The following is a 20,436-nucleotide window of genomic DNA, read 5'->3' on the forward strand; positions in this document are numbered from 1 at the left end:
TCAGTACGACTTGGGCAGGCCCAGGGTCTGGTGGGAGACGTAGTTGAGAATCATCTCCCGGCTCACCGGGGCGATACGAGCCACGCGCGCGGCCGTTATCAGCGAGGCGAGCCCGAACTCGCGCGTGAGGCCGTTGCCGCCAAGGGTGTGCACGGCCTGGTCGACGGCCCGCACACAGGCCTCACCGGCCGCGTACTTGGCCATGTTGGCGGCCTCTCCCGCGCCCACGTCGTCGCCCGCGTCGTACAGGTGGGCCGCCTTCCCGGTCATCAGGCGGGCGAGTTCGAGGTCGATGTGGACCTGGGCGAGCGGGTGGGCGATGGCCTGGTGGGAGCCGATGGGGGCCTTCCAGACGGTACGCTCGCGCGCGTACTCCACGGCCCGGCCGAGCGCGTGACGCCCCATGCCGATCGCGAAGGCAGCCGTCATGATGCGCTCGGGGTTGAGTCCGGCGAACAGTTGCAGCAGGCCCGCGTCCTCTCCCCCACTGCCGAAAGCGTGGGAGGTGCCCCCACCGACAAGCGCGTCCGCGGGCAGCCGCACATCGTCCAGGACCAGCTCGAACTGCTTCTCGGCGGCGGTGAGTTCCATGTCGATCGGATGCCGCTGGAAGCCGTCCGCGTCCGGCGGGACGATGAACAGGCAGGGCTTGAGGCGGCCGGTGCGCGCGTCCTCGGTGCGGCCGACGACCAGGACGGCATCGGCGATGTCGACACCGGAGATGAACACCTTGCGGCCGGTGAGCACCCAGTCGGCGCCGTCGCGGCGGGCGGTGGTCGTGATGCGGTGGGAGTTGGAGCCGGCGTCGGGTTCGGTGATGCCGAAGGCCATGGTGCGGGTGCCGTTCGCCAGCGGGGGCAGCCACGCGCGCTTCTGCTCCTCCGTGCCGAACCGGGCGATGACGGTGCCGCAGATGGCGGGCGAGACGACCATCATCAGCAAGGGGCAGCCGGCCGCGCCCAATTCCTCCAGCACGATGGCCAGTTCGGTGACGCCTCCGCCTCCCCCGCCGTACGCCTCCGGCAGGTTGACGCCGAGGTAGCCGAGCTTGCCCGCCTCGGACCAGAGTTCGGTGGGAGGGCGTCCCTCGGCGACGGTGCGGGTGAGGTAGGCGCGGCCGTAGCGTTTGCCGAGCGCCGCCACGGCGGCGCGCAGATCCTTGTGTTCATCGGTTTCCAGCGTGGCGCTCACTGATCCTCCCGGGTGGCCTCTACGACGGCGAGCAGGGCACCGACCTCGACCTGGCGGCCGGGTGCGGCATGCAGGGCGCTGAGCGTGCCCGTGACGGGCGCGGAGATCTTGTGCTCCATCTTCATCGCCTCCAGCCACAGCAGCGGCTGTCCGGCCCGTACGGCGTCGCCCACGGCCAGTCCGTCGGCGACGCGCACGACGGTGCCGGGCATGGGCGCCAGCAGTGAGCCGGGGAGACGCTGGGCGACGGGGTCGGGGAAGCGGGGCAGGGCGGTGAGCGCGGTCGGTCCGGCGTACACCCGCTCGCCGTACCGGGCTATCTCGTACCGGCGCCGGATGCCGCCGGCTTCGAGGACGACCAGACACGCGTCCGCGTGCACCACCCGCACCCCTACGGCGTCGGCTGCCAGGCCCGTGCGGGTGTGCCGGTAGCGCACCTCGTGCTCCTCGCCCGCCATCAGGTACCGCTTGACCTGCGGCTGCGAGGGCACGTTGCGCCAGCCGCCGAAGCGGGAGCGGCCGTGCGCGTCGGCGAGCGCGGCGGCCAGGGGCGCGTACGGGTCGGGGGCGGGCGCGGTCAGTTCGGCGAGATGGCGGTCGTAGAAGCCGGTGTCCATACGGCCGCTCGCGAACTCCTCGTGCCGCAGGGACCGCACGAGCAGGTCCCGGTTGGTGACCGGGCCGTGGACGGCGGCCCGCTCCAGCGCGCCGGCGAGCTTGCGCAGCGCCTCCGCGCGCGTGGGGGCGTGGGCGACGGCCTTGGCGAGCAGCGGGTCGTAGTGGACGCCGATCGCGTCCCCGTCGCCGTAGCCGGTGTCCAGGCGGACGCCGGGGACGGACAGGCGGTGCAGGGTGCCGGTCTGCGGGGCCCAGTCGCGGGCCGGGTCCTCGGCGTACAGGCGGGCCTCGACCGCGTGCCCGCGCGCGGCGGGCGGTTCGGCGTCCAGGGCGTGGCCCTCGGCGACACGGATCTGCAGGGCGACCAGGTCCACGCCGAACACGGCCTCCGTGACCGGGTGTTCCACCTGGAGGCGGGTGTTCATCTCCAGGAAGTGCGCCCTGCCGTCGGCCACCAGGAACTCGACGGTCCCCGCACCGGTGTAGTCGACGGCCCGCGCGGCCCGTACGGCCAGCTCGTGCAACTCCCGCTCGGTGTCCGCGGGGAGAGTGGGCGCCGGGGCCTCCTCGACGACCTTCTGGTGGCGCCGCTGGAGGGAGCAGTCACGCGTGCCCAGCGTCCACACGGTGCCGTGGGTGTCGGCGAGGACCTGCACCTCCACGTGCCGCCCGCCCGCCTCGCCCCCGAGGTACGGCTCGACGAACACCTCGCCGTCGCCGAAGGCGCTCAGCGCCTCCGCGCGCGCGGCCGCCAGTTCGGCGTCCAGGTCCTCCAGCCGCCGTACGATCCTCATCCCGCGCCCGCCGCCGCCCGCGGCGGCCTTCACGAGGACCGGCAGGTCGGCCTCGGTGACCTCGCGCAGGGGCCGCACGCCCATCAGCTCCTTGGCGCGGGTCTTGGACGCCATCGCCTCGATGGCCCGCTGGGGCGGCCCGATCCAGACCAGGCCCGCGTCCAGGACGGCCCGCGCGAAGCCGGCGTTCTCGGCGAGGAAGCCGTAGCCCGGGTGCACGGCGTCCGCGCCGGCCGCCACCGCCGCCTTCACGATCAGGTCGCCGCGCAGATACGTCTCGGCGGGCGTCATGCCCGGCAGGCGCACCGCGGTGTCGGCCGCGCGCGTGTGCAGCGCGTTCTCGTCGGCGTCCGAGTGCACGGCGACCGTCCGGATGCCCAGCTCGGCGCAGGTGCGGAAGACACGGCAGGCGATCTCGCCCCGGTTGGCGACGAGCAGAGAAGAAATCAAGGGGTCCCTCACATCCGGAAGACGCCGAAGCCGCCGCGCGCGCCCTCGAAGGGCGCGGTGTGGACGGCCGACAGGCACAGGCCGAGGACGGTGCGGGTGTCGCGCGGGTCGATGACGCCGTCGTCGTACAGCCGCCCGGACAGGAACGCCGGCAGCGACTCGGACTCGATCTGCCGCTCCACCATCGCCCGCAGCGCGGCGTCCGCCTCCTCGTCGTACGGCTGCCCCTTGGCGGCCGCCGACTGCCGGGCCACGATCGACAGCACGCCCGCGAGCTGCTGCGGCCCCATCACGGCGGACTTGGCGCTGGGCCAGGCGAACAGGAAGCGGGGGTCGTAGGCCCGTCCGCACATGCCGTAGTGCCCGGCGCCGTAGGACGCCCCCATGAGGACGGACAGGTGCGGGACGCGCGAGTTGGACACCGCGTTGATCATCATCGCGCCGTGCTTGACGATGCCGCCCTGCTCGTACTCCCGGCCGACCATGTAGCCGGTGGTGTTGTGCAGGAACAGCAGCGGTACGTCCCGCTGGTTGGCGAGCTGGATGAACTGGGCCGCCTTCTGCGACTCCTCGCTGAACAGCACGCCCCGGGCGTTGGCGAGGATGCCGACGGGATAGCCGTCCAGGGTGGCCCAGCCGGTGGCCAGGCTCGTCCCGTACAGCGGCTTGAACTCGTCGAAGTCGGAGGCGTCGACGATCCGGGCGATGACCTCGCGCGGGTCGAAGGGGATCCGCAGATCGCCGGGAACGATCCCCAGAAGCTCCTCCTCGTCGTACTCCGGTGGCGCCGCGGCGGGCGGATCGGGGTGCGCCTTGCGGTGGTTGAGCCGGGCGACGACGCGGCGGGCCTGCCGCAGGGCGTCCGGCTCGTCGAAGGCGAAGTAGTCGGCGAGACCGGACACGCGCGCGTGCATCTCGGCGCCGCCCAGGGACTCGTCGTCGCTCTCCTCGCCGGTGGCCATCCTCACCAGCGGCGGACCGCCGAGGAACACCTTGGCCCGCTCCTTGACCATGATCACGTGGTCGGACAGGCCGGGGATGTACGCGCCCCCGGCGGTGGAGTTGCCGAAGACGACGGCGACGGTCGGGATGCCGGCCGCCGACAGCCGGGTCAGGTCCCGGAAGACCGCGCCTCCGGGGATGAAGATCTCCTTCTGGGACGGCAGGTCGGCGCCCCCGGACTCGACGAGGCTGACGCAGGGCAGCCGGTTGGCGAGCGCGATGTCGTTGGCCCGCAGCGCCTTCTTCAGGCTCCACGGATTGCTGGCACCGCCGCGCACGGTCGGGTCGTTGGCGGTGATCAGGCATTCCACGCCCTCGACGACCCCGATCCCGGTGACCAGCGAGGCGCCCACGGTGTAGTCGCTGCCCCACCCGGCCAGCGGCGACAGCTCCAGGAACGGCGTGTCGGGGTCGAGCAGCAGCTCGATCCGCTCACGGGCGAGCAGTTTGCCGCGCCGCCGGTGCCGCTCGACGTACTTCGCGCCGCCGCCCGCGAGCGCCTTGGCGTGCTCGGCGTCGAGTGCGGCGAGCTTGCCGAGCATGGCCTCGCGGTGGGCCTTGTACTCGGCGGAGCCGGTGTCCAGGGCGGAGGAAAGGACCGTCACAGGAGGGCCTCCGGTATGTCCAGGTGGCGGGAGCGCAGCCATTCGCCCAGGGCCTTGGCCTGCGGGTCGAACCGGCGCTGGGCGGCGGCGCCCTCGCCGAGGATCCCCTCGACGACGAAGTTGAGGGCGCGCAGACCGGGCAGTACGTGCCGTTCCACGGCCAGCGTCCGGCTCTCGGGGACCAACTGCCGGAACGTCTCGGTCGTCAGCGCGTGCGCGAGCCACCGCCAGCCCTGTTCCGAGCGCGCCCACACGCCGACGTTGGCGTCGCCGCCCTTGTCCCCGCTGCGCGCCCCGGCGACGAGTCCGAGCGGGGCCCGCCGCGTGGGACCGTCCGGGAGGGGGTCCGGCAGCGGCGGCCGCTCCACGTCCGCCAGGGCGCGCGTCTCCTCGGGCGGTGGCACGGCGACACGGCGGCCGTCGTGGAGGACGGCCACCTGCTCGACGGCGTCCTGGGGGACGTACACGGCCTCGAAGACGCCGTAGGGCGCGCCCTTCCCGGGAGGCGCCGGCATGTGGAAGCCGGGGTATCCGGCGAGCGCCAGCTCCACGGCGGCCCCGCTGAACGCCCGCCCCACCGCCCGCGGGTCCCGGTCCCGTACGACCAGCCGGAGCAGGGCGCTCGCCGTCTCCTCGGTGCCGGCGTCGGCCCGGTCGGTCCGCACCAGGTCCCAGCGCACCTCACCCGGGGGTGACCCGGCGGTGCCGAGCGCGTCCCGCATCTGCTGCCGCACCAGCTCGGCCTTGCGCTCGATGTCGAGTCCGGTGAGGACGAAGGTGACCTCGTTGCGGAAGCCGCCGAGGCGGTTGAGGCCCACCTTGAGGGCGGGCGGCGGGGCCTCCCCGCGCACGCCCTCGACGCGTACCCGGTCGGGTCCGTCCTGGCTGAGCCGTACGGTGTCCAGCCGCGTGGTGACATCGGGCCCGGCGTACCGGGCGCCGCCCGTCTCGTACAGCAGCTGGGCCGTCACCGTGCCGACGTCCACCACCCCGCCGCTGCCGGGATGCTTGGTGATCACGCAGCTGCCGTCCTCGTGGATCTCGGCGAGCGGGAAACCGGGGTGGCGCAGCCGGTCGAGGGCGTGGTCGGCGAAGAAGGCGTAGTTGCCGCCGGTGGCCTGGGCGCCGCACTCCAGCACGTGCCCGGCGACGACGGCGCCCGCCAGCCGGTCGTACTCCCCCGGCCGCCAGCCGAAATGGGCGGCGGCGGGCCCGGTGACCAGGGCGGCGTCCGTGACCCGCCCGGTGACCACGACGTCGGCGCCCGCGCGCAGGCAGGCGGCGATCCCGAAGCCGCCGAGGTAGGCGTGGGCGGCGAGGGGGGTGTCTCCCTCGGGGGCGGAGCCGAGAGCCCGGGGGAGGTCGGCGGTGAGGTCGTCGCCCTCGACATGGGCGACGCGCAGTGGGATCCCGAGCCGCTCGGCCAGTTCCCGCACCCGGTCGGCGAGCCCGGCCGGATTGAGCCCGCCCGCGTTGGTCACGATCTTCACCGACCGCTCGTGGGCGAGTCCGAGGCACTCCTCCATCTGCCGCAGAAAGGTGCGGGCATACCCGGCGGCCGGGTCCTTGAGCCGGTCCCGGGCCAGGATCAGCATGGTCAGCTCGGCGAGGTAGTCGCCGGTGAGGACGTCCAGTTCACCGCCGGTGAGCATCTCGCGCACGGCGTCGAACCGGTCACCGTAGAAGCCGGAGGCGTTGCCGACGCGCAGGGTCATCCGGCCACCCCCCGGGGCGCCCGGCCGGCACCGGGCGGTCCGGCGAAGGCCTGGGCGATGTCCAGCCAGCGGTCGGCGTCCGGGCCCTCGGCGCGTACCGCGAGATCGGCGCGGTGGGCGCGCTGGGTGACCAGGAGGCAGAAGTCGAGGGCGGGCCCGGTGACACGCTGCCCGGCGTCCTCGGGGCCGTACGTCCACAGCTCCCCGGAGGGCCCGCGGGCCTCCACGCGGAACTCCTCCTCGGGCACGGGCAGCCCCCGCACCCCGAAGGCGAAGTTCCGCGCCCGCACCCCGATGCGCACCACATGCTTGAGCCGGTCGGTGGGTGTGCGCACCACACCGAGCGCATCAGCCACGTCCTGCCCGTGCGCCCAGGTCTCCATCAGCCGCCCGGTCGCCATGGAGGCGGCCGACATGGGCGGCCCGTACCAGGGGAAGCGGGAGCCGGGCGGCGCCGCTCGCAACGCCCGGTCGAGAGCGGCCCGCCCCTCCCGCCAGTGCGCCAGCAGCATGTCGGGGGCCAGCCGCGCGCCTTCCGCGGCCCCCTCGTCCACGAACGAACCGGGTGCGGCCAGCGCCTTGTCCAGGAGTTCCCGGAAACCGTCGGAGTCGGTGACGGCGCGGAGGGCGGACCGGTCGGTCCAGGCGAGATGGGCGATCTGATGGGCGATGCTCCATCCGGGCGCCGGCGTCGGGCGCCCCCAGTCCCCGGGGCCCAGCCCGGCGACAAGCCGATCTAGTTCGTCACTCTCAGCACGCAGATCGTCGAACACCAGCGTCGGATCGGACATGCGTGGAGCATGGCAGCGGCCCTTGAAACAATCAAGCATGCTTGCATGAATTCATGGTCCCGCCGTGCGGCGCCGAAAGCCGGCACCGGTTACGGGTGCGCCTCCGGAAGCGGCGCCTTGCTCCGCGCCACCTGGGTCCGCACCGCCCCCATGCTCGCCGCGATGACCAGGACGATCGCCACGGCCTGGAGGGCGGTGAGGGACTGGCCGAGGATGAGGAAGCCGGCCGTGGCCGCGAGGGCCGGTTCCAGGCTCATGAGGACGGCGAAGGTGGAGGCGGGCAGCCGGCGCAGGGCGAGCAGTTCGAGGGTGTACGGCAGGACGGAGGACAGCAGCGCCACCCCCGCACCCAGGGCGAACGTCGTCGGGACGACCAGCTTCGACCCGGACTCGGCGATCCCCAGCGGCAGGAACAGCAGCGCGCCGACCGCCATCGCCAGGGCCAGCCCGTCGGCCTGCGGGAAGCGCCGGCCGGTACGGGCGCTGAAGACGATGTACGCCGCCCACATCACGCCCGCGCTCAGCGCGAAGGCGACACCGGCGGGGTCGAGGCTGTCGAAACTCCCGCCGCCGAGCAGGAAGACGCCGGCCAGGGCCAGGGCGGCCCACACGAGGTTGATCAAGCGGCGCGAGGCCAGCACCGACAGGGCGAGCGGGCCGAGCACTTCGAGGGTGACGGCGGGGCCGAGCGGGATGCGGGCGGCGGCCTGGTAGAAGAGGCCGTTCATCCCGGCCATCGCGACACCGAAGACGACGACCGTGCCCCAGTCGGCGCGCGAGTGCCCGCGCAGCCGGGGCCGGCAGAACAGCAGCAGCACGATCGCGGCCACCAGCAGCCGCAGGGTCACCACGCCGAGCGCGCCCGCCCGCGGCATCAGCGTCACGGCCACCGCAGCGCCGAACTGCACCGAGATGCCCCCGGCCAGGACCAGCCCGACCGGGCCGAGCGAGCCGAAACGGCCCGGGGATCCGGGCGAGGGCGCGGTGGCCGGCGCGGAGGCGACCGTTGACGGCGAGGAGGGGGTGGCGGCGCTGGGCGTGGTCACGGGGCGGTCCAGTTACGGGGCTAGGGGTTTGTTCATCGCGATGTACTGATGGGTCCAGGGTAGTGGACGCGGTCAGGGGCGTGAACCCGTACACCACTGTCCACGATGCCCCGCCCGTCCCCACGGTTCACAGGCCGACGCACCCCTCCGGTCCCTCTGGTGGTCCTTCCAGTCCCTCCGCCAGGACCTCCGCCAGATGACGTCCCCGTACTCCGGCCAGCTGGTCCAGCTGGGTGCGGCACGAGAAGCCGTCCGCGAGGACCACCGCGCCGTCCGGGGCCCGCCGTACCGACGGCAGGAGCTGTTCCTCGGCGCAGGCGGCCGACACCTCCCAGTGGCCCTTCTCGAAGCCGAAGTTCCCGGCCAGGCCGCAGCAGCCGCCGGACAGTTCGCCGGTCAGGCCGGCCGCCTCGCGCAGGCGCCGATCGGCCGCGTCGCCGAGCACGGCGTGCTGGTGGCAGTGGGTCTGGCCGGCGACCGGGCGGTCCAGGCGGGGCGGGGTCCAGCCGGGGGCGTGACGCCGCAGGGCCTCGGCGAAGGTCAGGACGCGGTCGGCCAGGCGGCGGGCCCGCGGGTCATCGGGCAGCAGCTCCGGCAGGTCGGTGCGCAGGGCGGCGGCGCAGCTCGGTTCCAGGACGACGACCGGGGCGGCGGTCTCCAGCACCGGTTCCATCAGGTCGAGGGTGCGGCGCAGCACCGCGTGGGCCCGCTCCAGCTGACCGGTGGAGACGTACGTCAGGCCGCAGCAGACGCGGCCCCGGCCCCGCAGGACGGACACGGGGTTCAGCAGCGCCGAGCTTCCGTCGCCCACCGGAGGGCGGCGCAGGCGCAGGGTCGGCGGGAGCGCCACCCGCAGCCCGGCCGCCTCCAGTACGCGTACGGCCGCCCGGCCCACGGACGGCGACAGGTGCTCGGTGAAGGTGTCCGGCCACAGGACGACCAGATCGCCCGCTCCCTCCCCCCCGTCCGCCCGTGCGTCCGCCCGCGTGCGCCACCATCGGGTGAACGGCTCACGCGCCAGTCGCGGGATCCCTCGTTCGGGTGTGATTCCACCGAGCCGTTTCACGGCCGCCGCGAACGGCCGCAGTGCGGCGAGCGCGTTCAGCAGTGGCGCGGTGCGCGTACGGGCGGTCCAGCGCAGCCACACCGGAAGCCACCCCAGGGCGTAGTGGGCGGCCGGGCGGCGCCGTCCGGCGTAGTGGTGGTGCAGGAACTCCGCCTTGTACGTGGCCATGTCGACCCCGACCGGGCAGTCCGAACGGCACCCCTTGCACGACAGGCACAGGTCGAGCGCGTCCCGGACCTCCACCGACCGCCAGCCGTCGGTCACCACCTCACCGGCGAGCATCTCGTGCAGCAGCCGGGCACGCCCGCGCGTGGAGTGCTCCTCCTCGCCCGTGACCCGGAAGGAGGGGCACATGACCGCGGCGCCCGACACCTCGGTCGTACGGCACTTCGCGACCCCGACGCACCGGCGCACCGCCGCCGAGAAGTCCCCCTGGTCGGCCGTGTAGCCGAAGGCCACGTCGACCGGGCGGCGCGGCAGCACGGCGAAGCGCAGGTTCGCGTCCAGGGGCGCCGGACGGACCAGCATCCCGGGATTGAGCAGGTCGTCGGGGTCCCACAGTCCCTTGACCTGTTCGAAGAGGGCCACCATCCGCTCCCCGTACATGGTCGGCAGCAACTCGGCGCGGGCCTGCCCGTCCCCGTGCTCCCCGGACAGCGAACCACCGTGCGCCACCACCAGCTCGGCCAGCTCCTGCGAGAACCGCCGGAACCGGCCGATCCCGGCCGGGGTCAGCAGGTCGAAGTCGATACGGACGTGGATGCAGCCGTCCCCGAAGTGCCCGTACGGGGCGCCCCGCAGCCCATGGGCGGCCAGCAGCTCCCGGAACCGCCGCAGATACGCGCCCAGCCGCTCCGGCGGCACCGCGCAGTCCTCCCACCCCGGCCACGCCTCTGTGCCGTCCGGCATCCGGGTGGCCGTCCCGCTCGCGTCCTCCCGGATCCGCCACAGCGCGCGCTGCGCGGCCGGGTACTCGACGATGGCGGCGTCCACGGCGTCGGCCGTCCGCGCGATCGCCTCCGCACGCGCGCGTGCCTGCCCCGCCGTCTCCCCGCCCGTCTCCACGAACAGCCAGGCGTCCCCGCGCGGCAGCCCGGCCGCCGCGGACGGCACCAGGTCCCGCGCCATCCCCTCCACCGTCAGCGGCCCGTGCGTCAGCAGTCCGGCCGCGGCGTCGGCGGCGGCGCCCTCGTCGGCGTATCCCAGCACGGCCAGCACGCGCGCGGGGGGCGTCTCGACGAGCCGTACGACCGCTTCCGTCAGCACGCCGAGGGTGCCCTCCGAGCCGCAGAAGGAGCGCGCCACGTCCGCGCCGTTCTCGGGCAGCAGGACGTCCAGGGCGTACCCGGAGATACGGCGGGGCAGTCGCGGGAAGCCGGTGCGCAGCCGGGCGAGTTCGCTCTCCACCAGCTCCCGCAACCCGTCCGGTGCCCCGGCCCACTCGCGCCCCAGCCGCAGCCTCCGCCCGCGCGCGGTGACCACCGACAGCTCCCGCACGCTGTCCGCGGTCGTCCCCCAGGCCACCGAGTGGGAGCCGCACGAGTTGTTGCCGATCATCCCGCCGAGCGTGCACCGGCCGTGCGTGGAGGGGTCCGGGCCGAAGCGCAGCCCGTGCGGCGCGGCGGCCTCCTGGAGCCGGTCCAGGACCACGCCCGGCTGGACGACGGCGGTCCGCTCGCCGGGGTCGAGCGCCAGCACCCGGTTCATGTGCCGGGTGAAGTCCAGCACCACCCCCGTCCCGGTCGCCTGGCCCGCGATCGACGTCCCGCCGCCCCGCGCGACCACCGGCACTCCGCGCGCCCGGCAGACCTCCAGCACCGCCGCCACGTCGTCGGTGTCCCGCGGAGCCACCACACCCAGCGGGATCCGCCGGTAGTTGGACGCGTCCATGGTGACCAGCGCCCGTGAGGTGGCGTCGAACGCCACCTCCCCGCGCACGGCCCGGCGCAGCTCCGCCCGAAGCTCCGAAAGATCCGCGAGATCGGTCATGCGTCCAGCATGCACGCGATCGATTCGGCGGCCGTCTCACCCGGCGGAATGCGTTTCACCCGGATTTCTCCGACCCGCTACTCTCCCGTTCGTGGCTGAGATCCAGATTCCCTCTGACATCAAGCCCGCGGACGGACGTTTCGGCGCGGGACCCTCCAAGGTGCGGACGGAGGCGCTGGACGCCCTCGCCGCCACCGGCGCATCCCTCATGGGCACCTCCCACCGCCAGGCCCCGGTCAAGAACCTGGTCGGCCAGGTGCGCGAGGGCATCCGCGAGCTGTTCCGGCTCCCCGACGGCTACGAGGTCGTGCTCGGCAACGGCGGCTCCACGGCGTTCTGGGACATCGCGACCCACGGAGTGATCGAGAACAAGTCGCAGCACCTCACCTTCGGCGAGTTCAGCTCGAAGTTCGCCAAGGCCGCCAAGCTCGCCCCCTGGCTCGCCGAGCCCACCGTCGTCTCCTCCGACCCCGGCACGCACCCGGAGCCGCGGGCCGAGGCGGGCGTCGACGTCTACGCCTTCACGCACAACGAGACCTCCACCGGTGTCGCCATGCCCATCAAGCGCGTGGCCGGCGCCGACGAGGGCGCCCTGGTCCTGGTCGACGCCACCTCCGGTGCCGGCGGCCTCCCGGTCGACATCGCCGAGACCGACGTCTACTACTTCGCCCCGCAGAAGTCCTTCGCCTCCGACGGCGGCCTGTGGATCGGCGTGTTCTCCCCGGCCGCGCTCGAACGCGCCGAGCGCGTCCACGCCTCCGGCCGCCACGTACCGGAGTTCTTCTCGCTGCCCACGGCGATCGACAACTCCCGCAAGAACCAGACGTACAACACCCCGGCGCTGGCCACCCTCTTCCTGCTCAACCAGCAGCTGGAGTGGCTCAACGGCCAGGGCGGCCTCGCCTGGTCCACGGCCCGCACCAAGGACTCCTCCTCCCGCCTCTACGCCTGGGCGGAGGAATCCAAGTACGCGGCCCCGTTCGTCACCGACCCGGCCAAGCGCTCCCAGGTCATCGGCACGATCGACTTCTCCGACGAGATCGACGCCGCCGCCGTCGCCAAGGTCCTGCGCGCCAACGGCATCGTGGACACCGAGCCCTACCGCAAGCTCGGCCGCAACCAGCTGCGCATCGCGATGTTCCCGGCCATCGACCCGGCGGACGTCGAGGCCCTGACGAAGTGCGTCGACCACGTGATCGAGAAGCTGTAACCGTCCCCGCACACGACGGCGAAGGGCGCCCGGCGGTCTGCATCCGCCGGGCGCCCTTCGTGGTCCGCGCCCCTGCCGGTGCCCCTGTCGGTCCGTGCCCCCTGCCGGTCCGTGCCTCTGCCGGTCCGTGCCTCTGCCGGTCCGTGCCTCTGCCGGTCCGGGTCGGACGCTCTCAGTCCAGGTCGATCCGGGCGGCGACCGGCAGGTGGTCGCTGCCGGTGGCGGGCAGGGTGCGGATGTGGGCGACGGCCGCCGAGCGGGCCATGACCTGGTCGATCCGGGCCAGCGGGAAGGCGGCGGGGAAGCTGAGGGCGAACCCCCGTTCCGCCACGTTCAGCCGCGAGGTCAGCGGGGCCAGCCCGCGGTCCTCGACCGTGCCGTTGAGGTCGCCCAGCAGGATCACGGTTCTCAGCTCCTCGGCGGCGACGGCCTCGCCCAGCAGCAGGGCGCTCTCGTCGCGCCGGCCGGACGCGAGGCCGCTCGCCCGGACGCGGAGGGAGGGCAGGTGCGCCACGTACGCCGCGATCCGGCCGTGCGGGGTGTGCACCACGGTCCGCAGCCCGCGGCTCCATGCCTCCGTGATCCCCCGGGGCTTGATGTCGAGGAGCCGGGTGCCGCTGAGCGGATGCCTCGACCAGAGTCCGACGGTGCCCCGGACCTCGTGGTAGGAGTAGGCGGCGGCGAGGGTCTTCTCGTAGACCGACAGCGCCGGGGGCACCAGCTCCTCCAGCGCGATGAGGTCGGGCCCGGCGTCGGCCAGGGCGCGGGCCGTGCCCGCCGGATCGGCGTTCTCGTCGCTGACGTTGTGCTGCACCACGACCAGTTGGCGCGCGCCGGACGCCGGGCCGGGCAGGAGCAGCCCGCCGAAGAGGTACGTCCAGGCCGCCACCGGCAGCAGCAGAGCCACCAGCGCCACGGCCGAACGGCGCAGCAGCGCGAGGGCGAACAGCACCACGACCACCAGGCCGAGCCACGGCAGGAACGCCTCCAGCAGACTGCCCAGGCGGCCCACCGAGTTGGGCACGGCACGGTGGAACGCCAGCAGCCCGGCCGTCAGCGCCGCGAGCGCGGCGAGCACCCGCCCCCGCCGCCACGCCGACCGGTGCCCCGCGTCCCCCTGCACCTCCTGGCCGGGAGCACGCCGCCCCGCCCGGCGCCGCGCCCACGGGGGCACCACCACCCGCACCGCCGCTGCGGCACCGCCGCCCGCCCGTTCCCGACCCACCCTGGCTTCCCCTCCACTCGGCCTCGCCGTCCAAGACGCGCCTCCGAATGGATCAGTTTCCGCCATCCGCGCGTGGGCGCCGGAACGACCGGACGCCGTCCGTTCGACGACGGGCCGCAACCGTGAGGCGCCCGGCGTCGAGCACCGGGCGCCTCGCGGTCGTCAGGACGCCGTGCAGCTCACGCTCGGCACACCCCCGCCCCCGGGCGCGCCACCGAAGCCGAAGGCGGTCGAACCATTGGCCGCGATCGCCCCGTTGTGGGCGGCGTTGACCGCCGTCACGGTCGCCCCGCTCTGGGTGTACGACGCGTTCCACATGTTGGTGACCTTCTGGGAACCGCTCCAGGTCCAGGTCACCTTCCAGGACTTGATCGCGGTGGGGCCCGTGTTGGTCACCGTCACATCGGCGTTGAAGCCGCTGCCCCAGTCGCTGCTGACGACGTAGGCGGCCCGGCAGGCGGCCCGGCCGCCGCCGTCACCGCCGCCGTTGTCGCCGCCGCCCCCGGTGCTCGGGAAGCCCGGTGCCTTGACGGTCGCCAGATAGCCGTCCTTCGCCGTGTCCACGGTCTGCCAGTCGTCCTTCAGGATCCCGCCGGTGTCACCGGAGTTGGGGTTCCAGGACCAGAAGGTCCAGTGGAAGGAGTCTCCGCCGTACGTCGAGGTCGGGCGCAGGTAACTGACCAGCGCCGCCAGCCACTTCTGGTCCACCGTGGACTGGAGCGTGGTGCCGAACTCGCCGACCCAGACGGGGGCGATGTTCTGCTTGAAGATGTAGCCCCAGTACTTGTCCCAGATGTCGGGCATGTTGTTGGGGAAGGACGGGTCGCTGAACCAGCTCTGCTGGGCGACGCTGGTGGCGTAGTCGTGGGCGGAGTACACGACCCGGTTGGCCACGTCGAGGCGCACCGGGTACTGGCCGACGCCCATCAGGTTGCCGCCCCACCAGCCGGAGACGCCGTTGAAGGTCTGGATGCCCTCGACGAAGATCAGCAGGTCGGGGTTGGCGGAGAGGACCGCGTTGCCGGCCCGCTCGGCGGCCAGGCGCCAGTCGGTCGCCTGGTCCCCGCAGCCCCAGCAGGCAGGGTCGTGGGGCTCGTTGTGCAGGTCGATGCCGATGACCGTCGCGTTGCCCTTGTAACGGGTCGCCAGCGACTTGAGGTTGGCGATCCACGTCGACTCGGGGACGGAGGCGGTGTACCAGAGGGCCGACTGGCCGCCCGAGTCCGGCCGGTGGCGGTCGAGGATGACCTTCAGACCGTCCTGGCCGGCGTACGCGACGAGCTTGTCGATGACCTGGAGGGAGGTCAGCCCCTGCAGGTCGGCGTTCTTGCCGGCGGAGAAGTCGATGCTCGACGGCTTGGCGCCGGACTTGAGGATGTCGTCGCTGTAGGGCAGCCGGATGGTGTTGTAGCCCAGCGACTTCATCTGGTCGATCATGCTCTTGTAGTCGCGGGACCACAGACCGTGGACGACCTGGTTGCTGGTCTCGAAGCCGAACCAGTTGATGCCGGCGATCCGGACGGACTGTCCGGACGCGTCCAGGATCTGGCGTCCGCTGGTGTGCCAGTAGCCGGCACCGCCCGCGGTGGGGGCCGCGTGCGCGGTGGCCGGCAGGCCGAGTCCCAGGCCCAGCGGTAACAGGAGCGCCGCGGCGGCGCAGAGCGCTCTTCGCAAGGTGCGGAACATGTTGCTGCTTCCTCCCGAGGGGGCCGCGGGACCGGAACTGGTGGGAGCGCTCCCACACACCCGCGCCTCCCAGTGGAAGCCAGGTGGCGACCACCCGTCAAGAGCGCCGACGCAACAAACGCCCCAACCCCCACACCGCGGCCACCACGCCGGCCACCACGACGACGGTGCCCGCGCCGAAGCGGCCGCCTCCGTCCGGACCGGCCCCGGCGGAGTTCGAACCGCCCTGCCGGGACGGCGACTTGGCGGACCCGTCGGCATCCGGCGCGTCGCGCACCTGCACCGGGCTCTCGGATCCCTCGCTGCCGTACAGGAGCTTCGTGCCGTCCACGCTGTAGGTGACGGACTCCCCCTGCCCCTGGAGCGGCACGTCGAGCCGGCCCGCGCGCTTGATCCTGCCGCCGTTCCAGTCGTAGTGGATGCCACCGAAGTAGCCGCGCACGGCGAGGTGCGTGCCGTCCGGGGAGAGGGCGGCGTCGGTGGCCCACAGGTCGACGGGGGCGATCGGCTTGAAGACGTTCGTGCCCGAGGGGGACAGCTCGGCCGGGCCCTCGTAGAGGTGGCCGCCGTCCTCCTTCTTGTCGATGATGTAGACGCGCCCCGTCTTCGGGTGCACGACCATCGACTCGGCGTTGCGCGGCCCGTCCGCGTACTTCACGACGTACTGCGTGGCCCGGATCGTCCGGTCCTTCAGCTCCTTCGGCTCGGGCAGCCGGTAGATCCACACGTACGGCCAGGTGCCGTCGAGGTTGTCGCCGATGTCGCCGACGTAGATCTGGTCGCCGGGCCCGATGGAGATGGCCTCCATGTCGCGGGGCTTGCCGATGCCGCTGAGGGTGACGGTGGCGACGGTCTCGCCGGTCCTGCCGTCCACGGCGTAGATCTGCGGGCCGTAGCCGCTGTCGTTGTGCGTCCAGTAAACGCCCGGATGCAGGTGCGAGGCCGCGAGACCGCTGGACTCCTTGATCCGTGGGTCCTTGATCGTGAACCCGTCGTCGCCGTCGGCGGCGAGGGCGGCGGGCGCGGCGAGCGCACCCGCCAGAAGGGCCCCGGCGAGCAGGGCGAACGGTCGGCGCATCCCCCAAGCCTGCCATCCCGCACGGATGTTCACACTGCGTGGTGGGCCTCACATCGCACCTCCCCCGTCCATCGTCCATGATGAGCGGATGCTCAGGTTCATGCCCGTCGGTGACTCCATGACGATCGGCAGCGCGAGCGAGTACACCTGGCGTTACCGCCTGTGGCAGCACCTGTGCGCGACGTACGGCGGTCCGTTCACCCTCGTCGGCCCGCGCGAGACGCTCTACGACAAGTCGGCGGACGCGCCGACCTCCCTCGCCTACGCCGATCCCGACTTCCCCCGCGCGCATCTGGCCGGCTGGGGCGAGGGCTGGGGGCACATGGTCCCGCTCGTCGGCGACGCGGTACGCGAGTGCCGCGCGGATGTGCTGCTGGTCTCGCTCGGCCTGATCGACCTGGGCTTCTACACGAACGCCGAGCAGACGGCGGTGCACGTGGAGGCCTTCGTGGCCCAGGCGCGGGCCGCCAACGCGCGCATCCGCGCGGTCCTGCTCCCGGTGATCACGAACATCCGCGCCGAGGCCGACCCGCTCTTCGCCGCGGAGGTGGACCGCTTCAACGAGCTGCTGGCCGAGACGGTGGCCCGCCTGGACGAACCCGGCTCCCCGCTGCTCCTGGCACCCCCGCCGCCGACGTACGACGTCCACACGGACACCTACGACGGCACCCACCCGAACGAGAGCGGCGAGCACAAGATCGCGGCGGCGTTCGCGGGGGCGCTGCACCAGAGGTGGGGGTGGGGTGGAGAGTACGAGGGGTGAGCCGCGTCGCCTCCTCTTGGCATATGCGCTGCCACCCGTGCCCTCGTCACTGTGCGTATCGTTGTACTGCGCGGCTGCGCTCGTCCACGGGGCAGCCGGGGAGGAGCGCCACGATGACCGTCCTGGAAGACAGGATCACGATGGCCGAGGAGAGCGACGAGCTGACTCTGGACGTGATGTTCGAGTGGCTCGAGAAGATGCCCGTCCCCGAGGGAACGAAGGTCGAGATCGTCGGGGGAAACATCTTCATGTCACCGCAACGTCACACCCACTGGCAGATCATCTTCGACATCGCCCGACAGCTGAGCGCCAAGTACCCGGCCAAGCGGCTGGCCTCGGACGTACGGATCGATTTTCCCGGGCGCCTGAACGGATTCGCCTGTGATGTCGCGGCGATGGCCGACCGCTCGGTGCAGGACGCCAAGGGCCGCTGGCACTACCGGGACATCGAGTTCGTGGCCGAAGTCATCTCCGAGAACACGGCCGCCAATGACTACGGTCCCAAGAAGCTCACCTACGCGCTCGCCGAAGTTCCCGTCTACCTCATCGCCGATCCGTACGAAGGCGAATGCCGCGTCTACACCCATCCCATGAACGGCGACTACACGACCGAGACGAAGCTCCCCTTCGGCGAGGACCTGGACCTCGCCGACACCCCGGTCGGCCTCGTCCTCAGGACCGGCGAGTTCCCCCGCGACTGACCACCGGCCGCCGGCGCCCCGTCCACAACTCCCCTTGCATCGAGCGCACTCCAAGACGTTGGCTTGGGGACCATGAGGTACACACAGCTCGGACGCACAGGACTCAAGGTCAGCCGACTGGTGCTCGGCACGATGAACTTCGGTCCGCAGACCGACGAGGCGGACAGCCACGCGATCATGGGCGCGGCACTGGACGCGGGGATCAACTTCTTCGACACGGCCAACGTCTACGGCTGGGGCGAGAACAAGGGCCGTACCGAGTCGATCATCGGCAACTGGTTCGCCAAGGGCGGGGACCGGCGCGACAAGGTCGTCCTGGCCACCAAGGTGTACGGGAACATGTCCCCGGACAACTCCAACGTCTGGCCCAACCACGACAAGCTCTCCGCCGTGAACATCCGGCGGGCCGTCGACGCCAGCCTCAAGCGGCTGCAGACCGACCACATCGACGTCTACCAGTTCCACCACATCGACCGGGACACCCCCTTCGAGGAGATCTGGCAGGCCGTCGACGTACTGATCCAGCAGGGCAAGATCCTCTACGTCGGCTCCTCCAACTTCCCCGGCTACAAGATCGCCCAGGCCAACGAGATCGCCGCGCGGCGCTCCGGCACCATCGGGCTCGTCAGCGAGCAGTGCCTGTACAACCTCGCCGAGCGGCGCGCCGAGATGGAGGTGATCCCGGCCGCGCAGGACTACGGCCTCGGGGTCATCCCCTGGTCGCCGCTGCACGGTGGGCTGCTGGGCGGTGTGCTCAGGAAGCAGGTCGAGGGCGGTCGGCGCGCTTCCGGCCGGTCCGCCGAGGCGCTCGCCGACACCGCCGTGCGCGACCGGATCCAGGCGTACGAGGACCTGCTCGACAAACACGGTCTCGAGCCCGGCGAGGTCGCGCTGGCCTGGCTGCTCACCCGGCCCGGCGTGACCGGCCCGATCGTCGGCCCGCGCACCGCCGAGCAGCTCGCGTCGGCGCTGCGGGCGGTCGAGCTGGAACTGAGCGGGGAACTGCTGGCCGGACTCGACGAGATCTTCCCGGGACCGGGTCCGTCGCCGGAGGCCTTCGCCTGGTAGGCACCTCCCGCGCCGCCCGAGCGGCCGTACCGTCCCTGGCGTCCGTGCTCCGCGTCACCTGCCGAGCGCGGACGCCAGGGCGACGACGGCGAACATCAGCACGAGCGCACCGGCCATGATCCGGTTCCGGGTTTTCGGGTCCACGTACTCGAGACTAACCGGCCGCCCGCAGTGGCCAGCGGCCGACCGGCTCGTAGCGGGGCTGCTCCCCCTGCACCCCGGACCTCGGCAGCAGGCTGCGCATGAGGACCAGCTCCTCCACGGTCCACGCACCGCTCGTGAAGTCCCGCAGCGCCTGGACGTACGGCCGTACGTCAAGGCCGTCCCGGCTGCGCGCCACCGTCAGGTGGGCCTGGTAGGGGCGGTGCTCCTTCATGGTCACACCCGCCTTCCGCGCCGCCGCCTCCGCGCGGTCGGCCAGCAGCCGCAGGGTCGCGAGGTCGCCCTCCGCCCCCGTCCACAGCGCCTTGCCGCGCCCGAACTGCCCTCCCCCGCGCAGGGCGAGCGAGAAGGCCCCGGTCCGGTGTGCGGCCTTCTCCAGGCGGGCCGACAGTCCGGGTACGACCTCCTCGCCGACCTCGCCGTAGAAGGCGAGCGTGAAGTGCCAGGCGGGCCGCTGCGTCCAGCGCAGCCGGTCCGCGCCCGGCAGCTTCCGCAACCCGGCGATCTCGTCCGCGAGCGCGCCGAGCACGTCCCGCGGGGGCAGTACGGCGGCGAACAGTCTCATGGGCCCAGTGTCCCGCCGCGCTCCCGGACGTGACCTGGTCACCGTGCGTATCGTTGTACCGCGCGGCTGCATGCGACCAGGCAGCAGCGGGGAGGAGCGGCACAGTGACTGTTCTGGCAGACAGGATCGAGATGGCCGACCAAAGCGACGAGCCCACACTCGACGACATGTTCGAGTGGCTGGAGCAGATGCACATCCCCGAAGGTTTCAAGACCGAGATCGTCGAGGGGGGCATCTTCGTGACGCCACAGCGGGACACCCACTGGGAGATCATCCTGGACATCGTCGAGCAGTTGCGCGCCAAGTACCCGCGCAAGCGCGTGAAGTCCGACGTCCGCATCGACTACCCCGGACACCTCAACGGCTTCTCGTCCGACGTCGTGGCACTCGCGGAGGGCGCCCGGAAGGACGAGAAGGGGCACTGGCGTCCTGGGGACGTCGAGCTGGTCGCCGAGGTGATCTCCCAGGGCACTGCCAGGAACGACTACGGCCCGAAGAAGGAAGCGTTCGCGGCCGCCGGAGTGCCGGTGTACCTGATCGTGGACCCGTACACCGGAACATGGCACCTGCACACCCTGCCCAAGGACGGCGAGTACCGCGGTGTCCTCAGCCTCGACTTCGGTGACGAGGTCGACCTGAACGACACCCCGGTCGGCCTCGTCCTCAAGACCGACGAGTTCCCCCGCGACTGACCGCCTGCCCGACGGACCG

Annotated in this window: 16 protein-coding genes; 5 read left to right on the plus strand and 11 right to left on the minus strand. The window is 72.5% G+C overall.

Going from position 1 to position 20,436, the window contains the following annotated elements:
* The 7 genes from ABZ818_RS09375 to ABZ818_RS09405 all read right to left on the minus strand — a co-directional run bounded on the left by ABZ818_RS09375 (nucleotide 1) and on the right by ABZ818_RS09405 (nucleotide 11,267).
* The gene (locus tag ABZ818_RS09375) at nucleotides 1–1,191 is read right to left on the minus strand and encodes an acyl-CoA dehydrogenase family protein (protein ID WP_361412606.1); all 1,191 of its coding nucleotides are present in this window, start codon (nucleotides 1,189–1,191) and stop codon (nucleotides 1–3) included.
* Nucleotides 1,188–3,053: a biotin carboxylase N-terminal domain-containing protein gene (locus ABZ818_RS09380; RefSeq protein WP_361412607.1), complete on the minus strand. Its 1,866-nt coding sequence runs from the start codon at nucleotides 3,051–3,053 to the stop codon at nucleotides 1,188–1,190. The genes ABZ818_RS09375 and ABZ818_RS09380 overlap by 4 nt, the downstream gene beginning before the upstream one ends.
* An 8-nt stretch (nucleotides 3,054–3,061) precedes the next feature.
* Nucleotides 3,062–4,660, minus strand: coding sequence for a carboxyl transferase domain-containing protein (locus ABZ818_RS09385; protein WP_361412608.1), 1,599 nt, complete (start codon nucleotides 4,658–4,660; stop codon nucleotides 3,062–3,064).
* A complete protein-coding gene (locus ABZ818_RS09390) occupies nucleotides 4,657–6,375 on the minus strand; it encodes an acyclic terpene utilization AtuA family protein (RefSeq protein ID WP_361412609.1) in 1,719 nt (572 codons plus the stop codon). Before ABZ818_RS09390 ends, ABZ818_RS09385 begins: the two co-directional genes overlap by 4 nt.
* Entirely contained in the window at nucleotides 6,372–7,166 is a 795-nt protein-coding gene (locus ABZ818_RS09395) for a TIGR03084 family metal-binding protein (RefSeq protein ID WP_361412610.1), read from the minus strand. The genes ABZ818_RS09390 and ABZ818_RS09395 overlap by 4 nt, the downstream gene beginning before the upstream one ends.
* 89 nt (nucleotides 7,167–7,255) lie before the next feature.
* Nucleotides 7,256–8,212 carry an EamA family transporter gene (locus ABZ818_RS09400; RefSeq protein ID WP_361412611.1) on the minus strand — a complete coding sequence of 319 codons (957 nt, stop codon included), beginning with the start codon at nucleotides 8,210–8,212 and terminating at the stop codon, nucleotides 7,256–7,258.
* A gap of 127 nt (nucleotides 8,213–8,339) precedes the next feature.
* Nucleotides 8,340–11,267 (minus strand): FAD-binding and (Fe-S)-binding domain-containing protein, encoded by a 2,928-nt coding sequence (locus ABZ818_RS09405; protein ID WP_361412612.1) that lies wholly within the window; start codon nucleotides 11,265–11,267, stop codon nucleotides 8,340–8,342.
* A 91-nt stretch (nucleotides 11,268–11,358) separates the two neighbouring features.
* Here ABZ818_RS09405 and serC point away from each other — a divergent pair, with 91 nt between their 5' ends.
* Complete coding sequence (gene serC / locus ABZ818_RS09410; protein WP_361412613.1) at nucleotides 11,359–12,477, plus strand: phosphoserine transaminase; 1,119 nt, start codon at nucleotides 11,359–11,361, stop codon at nucleotides 12,475–12,477.
* Nucleotides 12,478–12,649: 172 nt separating this feature from the next.
* Here serC and ABZ818_RS09415 read toward each other — a convergent pair whose 3' ends face one another.
* The 3 genes from ABZ818_RS09415 to ABZ818_RS09425 form a co-directional block, all read right to left on the minus strand.
* A complete protein-coding gene (locus tag ABZ818_RS09415) occupies nucleotides 12,650–13,600 on the minus strand; it encodes an endonuclease/exonuclease/phosphatase family protein (protein ID WP_361412718.1) in 951 nt (316 codons plus the stop codon).
* 264 nt (nucleotides 13,601–13,864) lie between these two features.
* Nucleotides 13,865–15,388, minus strand: a complete 1,524-nt coding sequence (locus ABZ818_RS09420; RefSeq protein ID WP_361412614.1) for a cellulase family glycosylhydrolase — start codon at nucleotides 15,386–15,388, stop codon at nucleotides 13,865–13,867.
* Nucleotides 15,389–15,485: 97 nt separating this feature from the next.
* Nucleotides 15,486–16,466 carry a WD40 repeat domain-containing protein gene (locus ABZ818_RS09425; protein ID WP_361412615.1) on the minus strand — a complete coding sequence of 327 codons (981 nt, stop codon included), beginning with the start codon at nucleotides 16,464–16,466 and terminating at the stop codon, nucleotides 15,486–15,488.
* Nucleotides 16,467–16,554: 88 nt separating this feature from the next.
* Between ABZ818_RS09425 and ABZ818_RS09430 the strand changes: the two genes are divergently transcribed.
* From ABZ818_RS09430 to ABZ818_RS09440, 3 genes are all read left to right on the plus strand, one after another.
* Entirely contained in the window at nucleotides 16,555–17,229 is a 675-nt protein-coding gene (locus tag ABZ818_RS09430; protein ID WP_361412616.1) for a GDSL-type esterase/lipase family protein, read from the plus strand.
* A 113-nt stretch (nucleotides 17,230–17,342) separates the two neighbouring features.
* A complete protein-coding gene (locus tag ABZ818_RS09435; RefSeq protein ID WP_361412617.1) occupies nucleotides 17,343–17,930 on the plus strand; it encodes a Uma2 family endonuclease in 588 nt (195 codons plus the stop codon).
* Between the two features lie 72 nt (nucleotides 17,931–18,002).
* Nucleotides 18,003–18,998 (plus strand): aldo/keto reductase, encoded by a 996-nt coding sequence (locus ABZ818_RS09440; RefSeq protein ID WP_361412618.1) that lies wholly within the window; start codon nucleotides 18,003–18,005, stop codon nucleotides 18,996–18,998.
* A gap of 154 nt (nucleotides 18,999–19,152) precedes the next feature.
* On the opposite strand, the gene thpR is transcribed toward ABZ818_RS09440, so the two are convergent.
* The gene (thpR, locus tag ABZ818_RS09445; protein ID WP_361412619.1) at nucleotides 19,153–19,725 is read right to left on the minus strand and encodes an RNA 2',3'-cyclic phosphodiesterase; all 573 of its coding nucleotides are present in this window, start codon (nucleotides 19,723–19,725) and stop codon (nucleotides 19,153–19,155) included.
* A gap of 104 nt (nucleotides 19,726–19,829) precedes the next feature.
* On the opposite strand from thpR, the gene ABZ818_RS09450 reads away from it, so the two are divergent.
* On the plus strand, nucleotides 19,830–20,417 hold the full coding sequence (locus ABZ818_RS09450; protein ID WP_361412620.1) for a Uma2 family endonuclease: 588 nt from the start codon (nucleotides 19,830–19,832) through the stop codon (nucleotides 20,415–20,417).
* The last annotated feature ends 19 nt before the right edge of the window (nucleotides 20,418–20,436 follow it).

It is taken from the genome of Streptomyces sp. NPDC047453 (genome assembly GCF_040643155.1).
In the GTDB taxonomy this organism is placed as follows: domain Bacteria; phylum Actinomycetota; class Actinomycetes; order Streptomycetales; family Streptomycetaceae; genus Streptomyces.